General features: G+C 44.9%; 15 protein-coding genes. 11 read left to right on the forward strand and 4 right to left on the reverse strand.

The features are described from left to right. The first annotated feature begins 1 nt into the window (after nucleotide 1). The 3 genes from hemY (at nucleotide 2) to P3L57_RS05480 (ending at nucleotide 4,538) form a co-directional block, all read left to right on the forward strand. Nucleotides 2–1,414, forward strand: coding sequence for a protoporphyrinogen oxidase (gene hemY, locus P3L57_RS05470; RefSeq protein ID WP_069486332.1), 1,413 nt, complete (start codon nucleotides 2–4; stop codon nucleotides 1,412–1,414). 150 nt (nucleotides 1,415–1,564) lie between these two features. Then, on the forward strand, nucleotides 1,565–2,140 hold the full coding sequence (locus P3L57_RS05475; RefSeq protein WP_014479348.1) for a TetR/AcrR family transcriptional regulator: 576 nt from the start codon (nucleotides 1,565–1,567) through the stop codon (nucleotides 2,138–2,140). A 70-nt stretch (nucleotides 2,141–2,210) separates the two neighbouring features. Then, on the forward strand, nucleotides 2,211–4,538 hold the full coding sequence (locus P3L57_RS05480; RefSeq protein ID WP_059293114.1) for a YhgE/Pip domain-containing protein: 2,328 nt from the start codon (nucleotides 2,211–2,213) through the stop codon (nucleotides 4,536–4,538). A gap of 42 nt (nucleotides 4,539–4,580) precedes the next feature. Here the strand turns inward: P3L57_RS05480 and fabHB are convergent, their stop codons facing one another. Further along, nucleotides 4,581–5,558: a beta-ketoacyl-ACP synthase III FabHB gene (gene fabHB / locus P3L57_RS05485; protein WP_044156538.1), complete on the reverse strand. Its 978-nt coding sequence runs from the start codon at nucleotides 5,556–5,558 to the stop codon at nucleotides 4,581–4,583. 121 nt (nucleotides 5,559–5,679) lie between these two features. Here fabHB and P3L57_RS05490 point away from each other — a divergent pair, with 121 nt between their 5' ends. The 4 genes from P3L57_RS05490 (at nucleotide 5,680) to P3L57_RS05505 (ending at nucleotide 8,331) form a co-directional block, all read left to right on the forward strand. Continuing rightward, nucleotides 5,680–6,456, forward strand: coding sequence for a YhfC family intramembrane metalloprotease (locus P3L57_RS05490; RefSeq protein ID WP_059336373.1), 777 nt, complete (start codon nucleotides 5,680–5,682; stop codon nucleotides 6,454–6,456). A gap of 96 nt (nucleotides 6,457–6,552) precedes the next feature. Beyond that, complete coding sequence (locus P3L57_RS05495; RefSeq protein ID WP_081638270.1) at nucleotides 6,553–6,735, forward strand: hypothetical protein; 183 nt, start codon at nucleotides 6,553–6,555, stop codon at nucleotides 6,733–6,735. 133 nt (nucleotides 6,736–6,868) lie between these two features. Next, a complete protein-coding gene (locus P3L57_RS05500) occupies nucleotides 6,869–7,909 on the forward strand; it encodes a M42 family metallopeptidase (protein WP_059352630.1) in 1,041 nt (346 codons plus the stop codon). A 14-nt stretch (nucleotides 7,910–7,923) separates the two neighbouring features. After that, entirely contained in the window at nucleotides 7,924–8,331 is a 408-nt protein-coding gene (locus tag P3L57_RS05505; RefSeq protein ID WP_059336369.1) for an ASCH domain-containing protein, read from the forward strand. A gap of 41 nt (nucleotides 8,332–8,372) precedes the next feature. Here the strand turns inward: P3L57_RS05505 and gltT are convergent, their stop codons facing one another. Further along, entirely contained in the window at nucleotides 8,373–9,662 is a 1,290-nt protein-coding gene (gltT, locus tag P3L57_RS05510) for a glutamate/proton symporter GltT (RefSeq protein WP_044156533.1), read from the reverse strand. 271 nt (nucleotides 9,663–9,933) lie between these two features. Further along, nucleotides 9,934–10,068 carry a protein YhfH gene (yhfH, locus tag P3L57_RS05515; RefSeq protein WP_069486333.1) on the reverse strand — a complete coding sequence of 45 codons (135 nt, stop codon included), beginning with the start codon at nucleotides 10,066–10,068 and terminating at the stop codon, nucleotides 9,934–9,936. 157 nt (nucleotides 10,069–10,225) lie between these two features. On the opposite strand from yhfH, the gene P3L57_RS05520 reads away from it, so the two are divergent. The 4 genes from P3L57_RS05520 (at nucleotide 10,226) to P3L57_RS05535 (ending at nucleotide 14,335) form a co-directional block, all read left to right on the forward strand. Beyond that, nucleotides 10,226–10,960 (forward strand): MBL fold metallo-hydrolase, encoded by a 735-nt coding sequence (locus P3L57_RS05520; protein ID WP_059293109.1) that lies wholly within the window; start codon nucleotides 10,226–10,228, stop codon nucleotides 10,958–10,960. Between the two features lie 12 nt (nucleotides 10,961–10,972). After that, the gene (lplA, locus tag P3L57_RS05525) at nucleotides 10,973–11,968 is read left to right on the forward strand and encodes a lipoate--protein ligase (protein ID WP_059293108.1); all 996 of its coding nucleotides are present in this window, start codon (nucleotides 10,973–10,975) and stop codon (nucleotides 11,966–11,968) included. 63 nt (nucleotides 11,969–12,031) lie between these two features. Then, nucleotides 12,032–12,676 (forward strand): SDR family oxidoreductase, encoded by a 645-nt coding sequence (locus P3L57_RS05530; RefSeq protein WP_024120802.1) that lies wholly within the window; start codon nucleotides 12,032–12,034, stop codon nucleotides 12,674–12,676. Between the two features lie 117 nt (nucleotides 12,677–12,793). Beyond that, complete coding sequence (locus P3L57_RS05535) at nucleotides 12,794–14,335, forward strand: fatty acid--CoA ligase family protein (RefSeq protein WP_069486334.1); 1,542 nt, start codon at nucleotides 12,794–12,796, stop codon at nucleotides 14,333–14,335. 40 nt (nucleotides 14,336–14,375) lie between these two features. Here the strand turns inward: P3L57_RS05535 and P3L57_RS05540 are convergent, their stop codons facing one another. Then, entirely contained in the window at nucleotides 14,376–14,771 is a 396-nt protein-coding gene (locus tag P3L57_RS05540; RefSeq protein WP_024120804.1) for a YhfM domain-containing protein, read from the reverse strand. Between the last annotated feature and the right edge of the window lies 1 nt (nucleotide 14,772).

The following is a 14,772-nucleotide window of genomic DNA, read 5'->3' on the forward strand; positions in this document are numbered from 1 at the left end:
CATGAGTGACGGCAAAAAACATGTAGTCATCATCGGCGGCGGCATTACCGGTTTAGCCGCCGCCTTCTACATGGAAAAAGAAATCAGAGACAAAGATTTGCCGCTTGAGCTGACGCTTATTGAGGCAAGTCCGAGAGTAGGCGGAAAAATCCAGACAGTCAAGAAGGACGGCTATATCATCGAAAGAGGGCCTGATTCATTCCTGGAACGGAAAAAAAGCGCTCCGCAGCTTGTCAAAGACTTAGGTCTTGACCATCTGCTTGTGAACAATGCGACCGGACAATCTTACGTGCTTGTCAACCGCACTTTGCATCCGATGCCGAAGGGGGCTGTAATGGGAATACCGACAAAAATCGCGCCGTTCGTGTCAACGGGGCTGTTTTCTCTGTCAGGGAAGGCGAGAGCTGCAATGGATTTCATCCTGCCCGCAAGTAAATCAAAAGAGGATCAGTCACTGGGAGAATTTTTCCGCAGACGTGTCGGGGATGAAGTTGTCGAGAATTTAATCGAGCCGCTTTTATCAGGCATCTATGCAGGTGATATCGACAAACTCAGCCTGATGTCAACATTCCCGCAATTCTATCAGACGGAACAAAAGCACAGAAGCCTGATCCTGGGAATGAAAAAAACAAGACCTCAAGGCTCCGGCCAGCAGCTGACAGCCAAAAAACAAGGGCAGTTTCAGACGCTGACAACAGGCCTGCAGACGCTTGTCGAAGAGATCGAAAATCAACTAAAGCTGACAAAGGTATACAAAGGCACAAAGGTTACCAAAATTAGCCGAGAGGGCACGCGCTACTCGCTTGATCTTGATAACGGCGTATCACTTGATGCCGAATCAGTGATTGTAACAGCACCGCATAAAGCTGCCGCGGGAATGCTTTCAGATTTACCGGCTGTTGCAAATCTGAAAAATATGCATTCCACATCTGTGGCGAATGTCGCCTTGGGTTTCCCGGAAGGCGCCGTCCAAATGGAACATGAGGGCACGGGCTTTGTCATCTCAAGAAACAGTGATTTCGCGATCACAGCTTGTACGTGGACGAACAAAAAATGGCCGCACGCAGCGCCGGAAGGCAAAACACTGCTTCGGGCATATGTCGGAAAAGCCGGAGACGAATCCATCGTCGACCTCTCAGATAACGACATTATCAACATTGTACTGGAAGACCTAAAGAAAGTAATGAAAATCAACGGTGAGCCGGAAATGACATGTGTTACGCGCTGGCATGAAAGCATGCCGCAGTACCATGTCGGCCATAAACGCCGTATCAATGAGCTCCGTGAAGCGCTGTCTTCTTCATATCCTGGTGTGTACATGACTGGCGCATCCTTCGAGGGTGTTGGAATCCCGGACTGTATCGATCAAGGAAAAGCAGCTGTGTCAGACGCGCTGAAATGTTTATTCGACTAGAAAACCTCCGTACCCGGTACGGAGGTTTTTTGTGTCAAGATGATGGCAATATTGTGTAAAAAATGTTTGAATTGTTCAGCATGGTATGATACATTTGCATATGTACTTAATGACTAAAATGTTCAAACGGTCAGTTTCGAGGTGAATACAATGTCAATAGATCGAAAAAAGCTCATTTTGGAGGCGGCTACAAAGTCTTTCACGCAGTTCGGGTATAAAGCGACGACAATGGATCTTGTCGCAAAACTTGCGAACGTGGGGAAGGGAACCATTTATACTTTTTTCAAAAACAAAGAAGAGCTGTTTGACGAGATTTTCACTACTTTATTAAAGGAAATGAAGCAAAAAGCGGATGAAGCGATGGAGCCGAACCTTCCGTTCCATGAAAATGTGCACAGAGCGCTGTTTGCCATTCTGGAGTTCAGGAAAACACATCAGCTGACGATTAAAATTTTCCAAGAGAATGCCGAGATTGGTACAATGGCTGTTCAGGAAGTGATCCAGAAAATGGAGCGAGCCATACTGTCTTATATCAAAAGTAAGATTGAAGACGGGATCAAAAGCGGCGCAATCAAGCCGTGCGACCCTGAGCTGACAGCCTTTGTGATGCTGAAGCTTTATATTGCGCTCATTTTTGACTGGGAAAAACAACACCCCCCGCTTGATAAAGAGACAATTGCGGGACTGCTTGAATTGTATGTTGTCAAAGGATTGTCAGCCAACTAGATAATCCTTTCTCTTTGCAAGAAAATGACCATCTTTCATGATGAGTCAGTTTTAGAATGGAGGCATCAGGATGAACACAATACGAAGTCAGTGGAAAGACATCGTAACAAGTAAAAAATTATTGATTCCCATTATCGCCATTTTGTTTGTCCCGCTTATTTACAGCGGCGTATTCTTAAAGGCTTATTGGGACCCGTACGGCACAGTTGACCAGCTGCCTGTCGTTGTCGTCAACCAGGATAAAGGAACGACATATGAGGGAGAAAAGCTTCAAATCGGTGATGATCTGGTAAAAGAATTAAAGGATAATAAAAACTTTGACTGGCATTTTTCCAATGATCTCGACCAATCGTTAAAGGACTTATTAAATCAAAAATACTATTTAGTAGTCGAGATTCCAGAAGACTTTTCTAAAAACGCCAGCACTGTAATGGATAAAAATCCAAAAAAACTGGATTTGAAATACCATACAAATGCAGGTTCCAACTATGTAGGGGCAACGATCGGCGAAAAAGCGATTGATAAACTGAAAGCCTCTGTTTCTAAAGAAGTGACCAAGCAATATACGAAAGTGATTTTTGATAACTTTAAAGATATCGCAAAAGGTTTGAGCGACGCGAGCAGCGGAGCGAAGAAAATTGATGACGGCACTAAGGATGCGAAAAACGGAAGCGCCCAGCTGAAAGAAAATCTGGCGAAGCTGAAGGAAAGCACCGCTACCATCAGTGACAAAACAGCGCAGCTTGCAGATGGAGCGGCTCAGGTGACGAGCGGCATCCAATCGCTTGACAGCTCGCTCGGTAAATTCCAGGACAGCAGCAACCAGATTTATGATAAATCTGGTCAGCTTGCAGCAGGATCAGGCAAGATAACGGGCAAGCTGAATGAACTGAATGCCGGCCTTCAAAAGGTGCAGCAGGGCTTGCCTAATCTGACAAACGGGCTGGATCAGCTCAACAGTAAAGCGCAAGAAGAGTCGGAAAAAGCAGCAAAAGCGGAAAAACTCATAAATGCGCTCGATTTAACACAGCTTGAAACAGCTGTGAACAACCTGGAAAAGTCAGAAACTGCGATGAAGGAATTTAAAAAACAGCTGTCTGACTTTGAAAACAGCTTAAAAAACCGTGATCAGGCATTCAAAAATCTCATCAATTCGAGTGATTTCTTAACAGCAGAGCAAAAAAGCCAGCTGATCAGCTCTGTTGAAAAGCAGCTTCCGAAAGTTGATGCGCCTGATTTTGATGAAATTTTAAGTGGACTTCCTGCAGCTGATCAGCTGCCTGACATAGCAACGATAAAAAGCTCATTGGAAGATGTGAAAGCGGAGGTTGCCCAGGTGAAGGCATTGCCGGAAGCTACCTCTAAGCTTTATAACGGCGCAAAAGCCACTCAAGACGCGATTGACAAATTAACTGCTGGATCTGAGAAAATATACAATGCGTCACAGCAGGTGACAGATGGCCAAACTAAACTGACAGCGGGTATCGGTGAATATAATAAGCAGTTCGCAAAGGCAAAAGCGGGCTCAGAGCAATTGGTGACAGGAAGCAGCCAAGTATCCGGCGGATTGTTTAAGCTGTTAGACGGGTCTAAACAGGTCCAAAGCGGATCATCAAAACTTGCAGACGGATCTGCATCACTTGATACAGGTTTAGGCAAGCTACTGGACGGCACAGGACAGCTGTCTAATAAGCTGAATGACGCGGCTGATCAAACAGGAGATATCAGCGCTGATGATAAAACATACGGTATGTTTGCGGATCCGGTCAAAACTAATGACGACGCGATTCATTCCGTCCCTAACTACGGAACAGGGCTGACGCCTTATATCCTATCAATGGGCTTGTATGTCGGCGGCATTATGCTGACGGTCGTATTCCCGCTGAAGGAAGCATCAGGCCGTCCGAGAAACGGATTTGAGTGGTTCTTCAGTAAATTTAATGTCATGATGCTGGTGGGAATCATTCAATCGCTTATTGTGGCGACAGTTCTTCTTCTGGGAATCGGGCTTGAGGTGGAGAGCACATGGAGATTTTACGTGTTTACGATCATTACGAGTCTCGCTTTCCTTGCAATGATTCAATTTTTGGCCACGACGATGGGCAATCCGGGCCGTTTTATTGCAGTCATTATTTTAGTGCTGCAGCTCGGGGCCAGCGGAGGAACCTTCCCGTTAGAATTGCTTCCGAATTTCTATCAGGTGATTCATGGCGCGCTGCCGATGACCTACAGCATAAACGGGTTCAGAGCGGTGATTTCAAACGGAGATTTCGGCTACATGTGGCAGATGGCCGGTGTCTTAATCGGCATTGCTCTAGTCATGATCGCGCTGAGCATTACCTACTTTACGATCTTAAGCCGGAAGGAAGACACTTCAGAAGAACAGCCGGCTTCCTAATGAAAAAGACCTTGTTTCTCAGGAAACAAGGTCTTTTTTGATTTAACATCCCCATTTGATCAGAAGTCCGGTATACGTTAATCCTCCGCCGAAGCCGAAAAGCACCAGGGTTTGGTCTTTTTTCAGCTTCCCGGCTTTCACTGCCAGATCAAGGGCCAAAACAATAGAGACTGAGGATGTATTTCCGTAGTATTCCACACTGGTGAGTGTTTGTTCAATCGGAAACGGTGTTTTTTCACAAATCGATTCGATCATGCGCAAGTTGGCGCTGTGGGGAACAAACCAATCAAGATCATCACGGCTGAGCCCTGCTTTGTGTAAAAGATGTTCAAATTCACGGGGAATGGTTCTTGCGGCCCACTTATACACTTCGCGTCCGTTTTGAACCATTTTCCCGGAATCCGCAAGCGGCATGCCGTTGAGTTCGTTCCGCAGTCCTGCCCGGTACAAAATATCCGCGCCTTTTCCATATGTTCCTTGGACGGAGGCGAGGAATCCCGGTGCCTCTTCAGTTCGTTCAATCAATAGTGCGCCCGCAGCATCGCCGAACAGAACGCATGTCGTTCGATCTGTATAATCAGTCACTTTTGACAATGTTTCTCCGGCGATGACGAGAATTTTTTGATGAAGCCCGGATGTAATCAATCCGTTTGCCAAATGGAGACCGTATGTCAGTCCTGCGCATGTCGCATTGATATCTAACGCGCCGGTGTTCTCCCAGCCGAAATATTCCTGCACCCGGCAAGCCGTACTCGGAAAGGCATAATCTGCTGTTGTTGTGGCGACGAGAATCATATCCACATCTTCAAGTGTTCCTTCGTAACGGCTCTTGAGATCTTTGACTGCTTCAATGCATAGGTCTGAAGTGAACTGCTGCTCATCGGCAATCCGCCGTTCTCTCATTCCTGTGCGCTGAACAATCCATTCATCAGACGTATCTACGATTTTTTCCAGATCCGCATTGGTTAAACGCCGGCTCGGCGCATAGGTGCCGATTGCTGTAATGTTTGCTTTTGACATAATAACACAACTCCTTTTATTATCAGATTATAACACTAGATATTAGTATCTGGTACTAAAAAGAGGATTTTTGATAAAAAAAGAGAAACTGTCAGTAGAAAACCAGAAAAGGAGGAAAAAAATGGTCAGTCAAGGAGCGATAGCTTCTATGATTATTTCCGGGGTTATTGCGTTTTTGTTGCCGATCGGACTGATGATATGGTTTAGGCGAAAGTATCATGCTCCGATTAAGGTGTTTTTTATTGGCGCTCTTACGTTTTTTGTCTTTGCTCAGCTGTTGGAGGGCGGCGTTCATGTTTATGTGCTGCAAATGAATGAAACGACGAAAGAAGTGATGAAGCATCCAGTCTGGTATGCCATTTACGGATGCTTGATGGCCGGGATTTTTGAGGAATGCGGAAGGTATATCATGATGCGTTTCTTTATGAAGCGCCGTCTTTCTTGGGCGGACGGTCTGGCCTTCGGAGCGGGCCACGGCGGTCTGGAGGCGATATTAATAACCGGCTTGTCCAGCATTACGCTTATCGTGTACGCTTTTGCGATCAATAGCGGCACTTTTGAACAGCTTTTGATGAATCATGATGTGAAGCAGGCACTTATGCCGATTCAGGCGCAGCTGCTGAATACACCTTCGTATGAATGGCTGCTCGGCGGAATTGAAAGAATCAGCGCCCTCTCTGTTCAAATCGGTCTGTCCCTGCTTGTGCTGTATGCGGTTAAAAGCCGCCGGCCGCTGTTTTTGCTGTATTCGATTCTCTTACACGGGCTGTTTAATGTACCGGCGGTTTTATACCAAAAAGGAGTGATAGAACATGCGGCGGCTGTTGAACTCATCGTTGCCGGGATAGCCGCGGCATCAGTGGTTTGGATTGTAAAGGCAAAAAGGCTGTTTCAATAAAAAATCCAAGCAGCAGTAACAGCCTGCTTGGAAAAATATGAATGAAATATTCGTGTAGGCATGGGTATCAGAATATTTCTGATTCAGTCCTTAGCAATGACAGCAAGAGTGGCAGCGTTTTTTGCAAGAGCAATGTCTTTTCTTTTTCTTCTTTTTCTCGCAAGGGTCATGGCATTCTTTCTCTTTCTTGCAATGGTCGTGGAAATCCTTATCGAACCACTCGTCAAAGAACCAAAAATCATCAAACCAAAAATTACAATGATGTTTCCGTTCATGTGAATGACGACAGCACATAGATATCCCTCCTCTTCCCATGCTCTCTACAGCATATGCTAGATTGATAGGAAAAGATTGGACGGGTCTATCAGGAAAAGAGTATATTTTAAATAGAAAATAAAAGGAGGAATGTCCTATGACGTCCGTTCGTAAAACGATGGAGCTGATTAAAGAACTCGTTTCTATTCCAAGTCCGACAGGGAATACATATGAGGTGATCAAATACGTTGAAAACCTTTTAAAAGAATGGAAGGTCGAAACGGTTCTGAACCATAAGGGCGGTTTGATCGCCACGCTTCCAGGCCGCGATACATCCCGTCATCGAATGCTGACAGCGCACGTTGACACCTTGGGCGCGATGGTGAAAGAAATTAAAGCTGACGGCCGGCTGAAAATCGATTTGATCGGCGGTTTCCGCTACAATTCGATCGAAGGGGAGTATTGCCAAATTGAAACGGCTTCGGGGAAAACGTATACGGGCACCATTTTAATGCATCAAACGTCTGTGCACGTGTACAAAGACGCGGGAAAAGCGGAGCGCAATCAAGAGAATATGGAAATCCGCCTGGATGAGCCTGTGCACAGCCGTAAGGATACGGAAGAGCTTGGCATTGGCGTCGGGGATTTTGTTTCGTTTGATCCCCGTGTTGAGATCACATCCAGCGGATTCATTAAATCACGTCATTTAGATGACAAAGCAAGTGTGGCCTTGTTGCTTCGCTTAATCCATCAAATTCAAACAGAAGAAATTGAACTGCCGTATACGACTCATTTTCTGATTTCTAATAATGAAGAAATCGGATACGGCGGGAACTCTAATATTCCTGCTGAAACTGTTGAATACTTGGCGGTGGATATGGGGGCTATCGGTGACGGCCAGGCGACAGACGAATATTCGGTTTCGATTTGTGTGAAGGATTCGAGCGGTCCGTATCATTATCAGCTTAGAAAGCATTTGGTCGATTTAGCTGAAAAGCACCATATTGACTATAAGCTTGATATTTACCCGTATTACGGGTCGGACGCCTCAGCAGCGATCAAATCCGGGCATGATATTGTGCACGGCCTAATCGGGCCGGGAATTGACGCTTCGCACGCTTTTGAACGCACGCATAAGTCTTCTCTCCGCCATACAGCGAAGCTCCTGTATTATTATGTGCAATCACCGATGGTATAAGAGGGAGAAAATAAATGAAAATCTATGAACTGAAAAGCACTTTCGGCTGGGAAGGCGATGAAGGTCTTGGAGAACAGCTGATCCAGCAAATCCTTGCTGGAGAAAAAACGGCCACCTGCGCGCCGAAATCATTATATTCAAAAGATGAACTGAGTGATGTATATCAAACAGCGGGACAGCTTGTAACCGTTTATGATAAACATGATCATCCGAGATGCAATATAAAAGTGACAGATGTATTTGAAACGACCTTTGGAGCGCCTGATACGAGGTTAGTCAAAGGAGAGGGCAACGGAGACCGAATTGATGAATTTCAAGAGGACCATCGGAGAGCGTGGGCGGAGCTGATCAAAAATGGCGAAATGGAACTGAATGAGGACACTGTTTTGATTACAGAGCTGTTTGAGCTTGTCCAAGATTAAAAAAAGCCTGCGGGGCGTTGAGAACCCCGCAGGCTTTTTGATTAACCGGAAATGGTTGCGTTTTGATCTGCTTTAGATTGGGTCATGACAGCTTCTGCTTTTGCAGGATTAAACATGCCTTCCCATTTAGACATGACAACGGCAGCAAGTGCGTTACCAGTCAGGTTTACAACTGTACGTGCCATGTCCATAATGCGGTCTACCCCAGCAATAAAGGCAAGTCCTTCTGCCGGAACACCAATCGTGCTCAGCGTCGCAAGCAAGACAACAAATGAAGTTCCCGGAACGGCAGCCATTCCTTTAGACGTCACCATTAACACAAGTACTAGCGTTATTTGTTGCCAAATCGACAAATCGATGTGGTACACCTGTGCCAGAAACAGCGCTGCAATAGATTGATAGAGAACGGAGCCGTCTAAGTTAAACGTATATCCAATCGGGATAACGAAAGATACAATACCTTTCGGACAGCCGATTTTCTCCATTTTTTCCATGATGCGCGGAAGAACGGTTTCAGAGCTAGACGTACTGAACGCCAATAAAATTTCGTCCTTCATGTAAGCCAGGAATTTGAAGATGCTGATACCGGCAATTTTTCCGACAATCCCAAAAATGACGATTAAGAAGAAAGCAAGTGCGACATATACCAATCCGACAAGCTTTCCGAGAGATAGAAGAGAACCGAGTCCGAATTTAGAGACAGTAACTCCGATTAGAGCAAAAACCCCGAATGGCGCTACTTTCATCACAAGGTTTACCACATGGAACATCGAATGGGAAACGCCTTCAAAAAAGGCTAATACTGGCTTGCCTCTTTCACCGATCGCGGAAATTCCCAATGCAAATAGTACGGTAAAGAAGATGATGGCAAGAAGATCCCCTTCGACCAAGGATTGGAAGAAGTTTGTCGGCACAATGTGCAGGAATGTCTCTGCCACTGATTTATTGCTTTGTTCTTTTTCTGTTTCAACATATTGACTGATGTCTGTTTTTTGAGCTTCGTGTATATTAACTCCTGTACCCGGGTGGAAGATGTTTGCAAGGGCTAGTCCGAGAATAATGGCAAAGGTCGTAATAATCTCAAAGTACAGAATTGTTCTGAAGCCTAATTTACCAACTTGCTTTCCATTTCCGGCTCCGGCTACACCGATGATTAAACTGGAGACAACAATAGGAATCACTATCATTTTGATTAAGCGTAAAAAGAGATCCCCGATTGGCTGCAGATAAGTAGGCAGTGCTGGGTTGCCGTACCAAATAACGCCAGCAATAACACCTAGAATAAGTCCAACGAATATTTGCGTGGCTAATCCAAACCTAATTCTTTTCATAGATTACCTCCCAAAAAACAAAGTATCAACATATATCATGAATAGACATATATTTAATCTCACTATTAGATCAAATTATAATAGATAAGAAATAGGTTCGTCTATAGTAAATTATATTTTGAAAATATAGAATATTCAAAAATAGAAAGTGAATCACCAGAATTATCTAAAAACAGGTGAGCTTTGACCCAACCTGACTATTATTTCAATATAAAGAGAAGTTAGAAGAATGAAGAAAATCTCACACTGTATGCGTGAGATTTTCGCCTCTTTACATATCGCTTACTTTTATACAGTCGTTGCAAATATTACCATAACACTCATGCTGCTCATCAATCTTTTTTCCGCATTCCGCACACTTTTTCGAAGGCAGGTTTCTAAAAAATTCAGTAAGTTTCCCTAGCATAACCAATCCCTCTTTCCCCTTTGTAATGTCTTCATTGTAATATAACAGAAGGTAAAATTCAACATCTGTTTTGATACAATGTTTAAAACATGCTTTTTTTTAGAAAAATGGGTATATTGAAGGAGGATCAATTTTCTTTGAAAAGAAGGAGGACATTATGAAAGTTACAGTTATCGGATGCTACGGCGGTTTTCCGGCCGCAAATGAAGCGACGTCGGGATACTTGTTTCAATCGGGGGATTTTTCATTGTTAGTGGACTGCGGAAGTGCCGTGTTATCTAAGCTGTTTGGATATGTCCCGGCGGAAAAGCTGGACGCGGTGGTTCTGTCTCATTATCACCATGACCATATTGCCGACATCGGGCCGCTGCAATTTGCGAAGCAAGTCGGATCATTCCTCGGCAAAGGAGAGCACTCGCTTCCGATTTACGGACATGATGCTGATATAGAACAGTTTCAAAAGCTTACATATAAAACGCATACGAAAGGGGTTGCCTATCAGCCTGATCAGCAGCTGACTGTCGGTCCGTTTACGATCACCTTTTTAAAGACGGTTCACCCGGTGACTTGTTATGCGATGCGGATTACTGACGGCAGCCATACTGTTGTGTATACTGCTGATTCCAGCTATCAGGATTCATTTATTCCGTTTTCGAAAAACGCTGATTTATTGATCTCTGAATGTAATTTTTATGCTGATCAAGACGGGACAAGCGCAGGCCATATGAACAGCTTGGAAGCAGGGCGAATTGCAGAAGAAGCGGGAGCGGGCGAGCTGCTGCTGACCCATCTGCCTCATTTCGGCGTGCATGACAATCTTCGCAAAGAAGCCAAGACCGTTTTTAACGGGAAAGTGAACATTGCGAAATCTGGTTTTGTGTGGGAAGGATAAAGGAGGAGCGCCATGTTATTTATTGACAATCAAAATATCAATGATCCGCGGATCAATCTTGCTATCGAGGAGTATTGCCTTAAATATTTAGACCCTGAACAGCCGTATTTGCTTTTTTACGTGAATCAGCCGTCTATCATCATCGGAAAAAACCAAAATACAATAGAAGAAATCAATACAAAGTATGTAGAGGAAAACGGAATTATTGTCGTCCGCCGTTTATCAGGCGGCGGGGCTGTGTATCATGATTTAGGGAATTTAAATTTCAGCTTTATCACGAAAGATGACGGTGACAGCTTTCATAACTTCAAAAAATTCACTGAGCCGGTGATTCAAGCGCTACATCAGCTCGGAGTTGAAGCGGAATTAAGCGGCCGGAATGATATTGTGGTAAATGGCCGCAAAATATCAGGTAACGCACAATTTGCCACAAAAGGCCGCATCTTCAGCCACGGCACCCTCATGTTTGATTCAGCCATTGACCATGTTGTGTCCGCTTTAAAAGTCAAAAAGGATAAAATTGAATCAAAGGGCATCAAATCAATCAGAAGCCGTGTGGCAAACATCAGTGAGTTTCTTGATGATAAAATGACAACCGAAGATTTCCGCAGTCATTTGCTCAAACATATTTTCAATACAAATCACATTCAAGATGTGCCGGAGTATAAGCTGACTGAAAAAGATTGGGAAGTCATTCGCAAAATCTCGGAAGAACGCTATCAAAATTGGGACTGGAACTACGGCCGCTCACCTAAATTTAACCTGAACCACTCAAAGCGTTATCCGGTCGGGTCCATTGATCTGCGTTTGGAAGTAAAAAAAGGGAAAATTGAAGACTGCAAAATTTTCGGCGATTTCTTCGGTGTGGGCGATGTATCGGAAATCGAGAACCTGCTGATTGGAAAACAATATGAGCGCAGTGTGATCGCTGATGCGCTGGCTGATGTGAATCTGAAGCATTATTTTGGGAACATTACGAAAGAAGATTTTCTTGATCTGATTTATTAATGTGAAACACATTGTTTGAAAGGAAATTTGTGTTTTGAAATAATGGAGGCAGGAGGGATTCACATGAAAGTGTTTTTAATCGGAGCGAACGGACAAATCGGACAAAGACTTGTTTCTTTATTCAAAGAGAATGCTGATCATTCCGTCAGGGCGATGGTCAGAAAAGAAGAACAGAAAGCATCTTTGGAAGCGGCCGGCGCGGAAGCTGTGCTAGCAAATCTAGAAGGAAGCCCGGAAGAAATCGCAGCCGCGGCAAAAGGCTGTGACGCGATTATTTTTACAGCGGGCTCCGGGGGCAGCACAGGCTATGATAAAACGCTGCTGGTGGATCTTGACGGAGCGGCAAAAGCAATAGAGGCTGCGGAAATCGCGGGAATCAAACGTTTTATTATGGTCAGCGCCCTGCAGGCCCACCGCCGTGAAAATTGGAATGAGGCACTTAAACCTTATTACGCGGCCAAGCATTATGCTGATAAAATTCTGGAATCCAGCGGCTTAGCCTATACGATTATACGTCCGGGAGGCCTTCGCAATGAACCGGGAACAGGAACGGTTTCCGCAGCCCCAGATCTAGAGCGGGGTGATATATCACGTGATGACGTTGCGGCAGCAGTCATTGCCTCTTTAGATGAAACCAACACGGAAAATCGGGCTTTTGATCTCACTGAAGGAGATACACCGATTGCCGAAGCTTTGAAGAATCTATAACAGTACTGACACTCGGGGCTTTTTGCTCTTGAGTGTTTTTTTGTGTTTCTCTATAATGAAAAGGAAAGCTTATCTTCAACAATGAATGACTACTCATTCACTTTAAGGGGTGGGAGAATGAATCTGGTTTCAAAATTAGAAGAGACAGCATCTGAGAAGCCGGACAGCATCGCATGCAGGTTTAGGGATCAAGTGATTACTTACAAGGATCTGAATGACAATATTCAGCGTTTTGCGGACGGCCTTCAGGAAGCGGGTATGGAAAAAGGGGATCACCTTGCTTTGCTGCTTGGCAATTCGCCTGATTTTGTCATCGCATTTTTCGGCGCATTAAAGGCCGGTATTGTGGTGGTGCCGATCAATCCGACGTACACGCCGACAGAAATCGGCTATATGCTGACAAACGGCGATGTCAAAGCAATCGTAGGAGTAGATCAGCTTTTGCCGATTTATGAAAGCATGCACGAATCTTTGCCAAAGGTCGAACTCGTCATTTTATGCCGGACGGGAGAAACTGAGCCGGAAGCTTCAGATCCCGAGGTCAGAATGAAAATGACAACGTTTACAAAAATGTTGCGTCCGACACCCGGTGATGCACGCCATCCAGAGCTTGTGCCTGATGACACTGCGGTCATTTTATATACGTCAGGAACAACGGGAAAACCGAAAGGCGCGATGCTGACCCACCAGAATTTGTTCAGCAATGCAAACGATGTCGCCGGGTATTTGGGAATGGATGAGAAAGACAATGTGGTTTGCGCTCTTCCGATGTTTCATGTTTTTTGCTTAACTGTCTGCATGAATGCTCCGCTGATGAGCGGCGCATGTGTGCTGATTGAACCGCAGTTCAGTCCCGCCTCTGTTTTTAAGCTTGTAAAGCAGCGGCAGGCAACCATTTTTGCGGGTGTGCCTACGATGTATAACTATTTATTCCAGCATGAAGAAGGCAAGGCAGATGATTTTTCTTCTATTCGCCTGTGCATCTCGGGTGGTGCGGCCATGCCGGTCGCGCTGCTTACGGCATTTGAAGAGAAATTCGGCGTTACCATTTTGGAGGGCTACGGGCTTTCGGAAGCATCGCCTGTCACATGCTTTAACCCGTTTGACAGAGGGAGAAAACCAGGTTCCATCGGGACAAGTATTTTGCATGTCGAAAACAAGGTCGTTGATCCGCTCGGACGTGAGGTCCCTGATCACCAGGTGGGCGAATTGATCGTAAAAGGGCCCAATGTGATGAAGGGCTATTATAATATGCCGATGGAAACGAAGCACGCTTTAAAGGACGGGTGGCTTTATACGGGAGACCTGGCAAGGCGGGATGAGGACGGTTATTTTTACATTGTTGACCGGAAAAAAGACATGATTATTGTAGGCGGCTACAATGTGTATCCGCGTGAAGTGGAAGAGGTGCTGTACAGCCACCCGGACGTAAAGGAGGCTGTTGTCATCGGCGTGCCTGATGCTGAAAGCGGCGAAGCGGTAAAGGGATATGTCGTACCGAAACGGTCTGGTGTCACAGAAGAAGAAATGATGGCGCATTGCGAAAAACATCTGGCAAAATATAAACGGCCTGCCGCGATCATCTTTCTTGATGAGATTCCGAAAAATGCGACAGGCAAAATGCTCAGACGGGCGCTGAAAGATATGCTGCCTCATTAATGTAAAAAAGCGAAGCCAGTGAGCTTCGCTTTTTTCATTGTTAATCCTTTGCTTCTTTTTTAATGATCGTTTGCAGCGCTTTGGTATCGTTTCGCGTTAATTTGTAATACGTGCCGTCTTTCAAAAAAATGGCCTGTTGGCTGTCGTCAATCCATAATCTGAATGAGTCAAATCTGTCTTTATGAAATTTAATCGTGCCTTCGTAATCAGGAGCTGATGTTTTTTCCGTTTTCAGCTGTTTTCCCTGATTCATAATGTCCAGCATATCTTTGACGTGCTGTCTTTTTTCGATTTCAATCTTTTCCCGCCCGTCTGAAGACAGGGTGATCAATTCCGCATCAACCGATTGATATACATCGCCTGACCGGCTGTAAAGGTAGAAAAATGCAATAAACACAAGACCGATAACCACGATGGCTGCTACTATTTTTTTCATC

Origin of the sequence: Bacillus sp. B28 (assembly GCF_029536185.1) — a bacterium.
GTDB lineage: Bacteria > Bacillota > Bacilli > Bacillales > Bacillaceae > Bacillus > Bacillus halotolerans.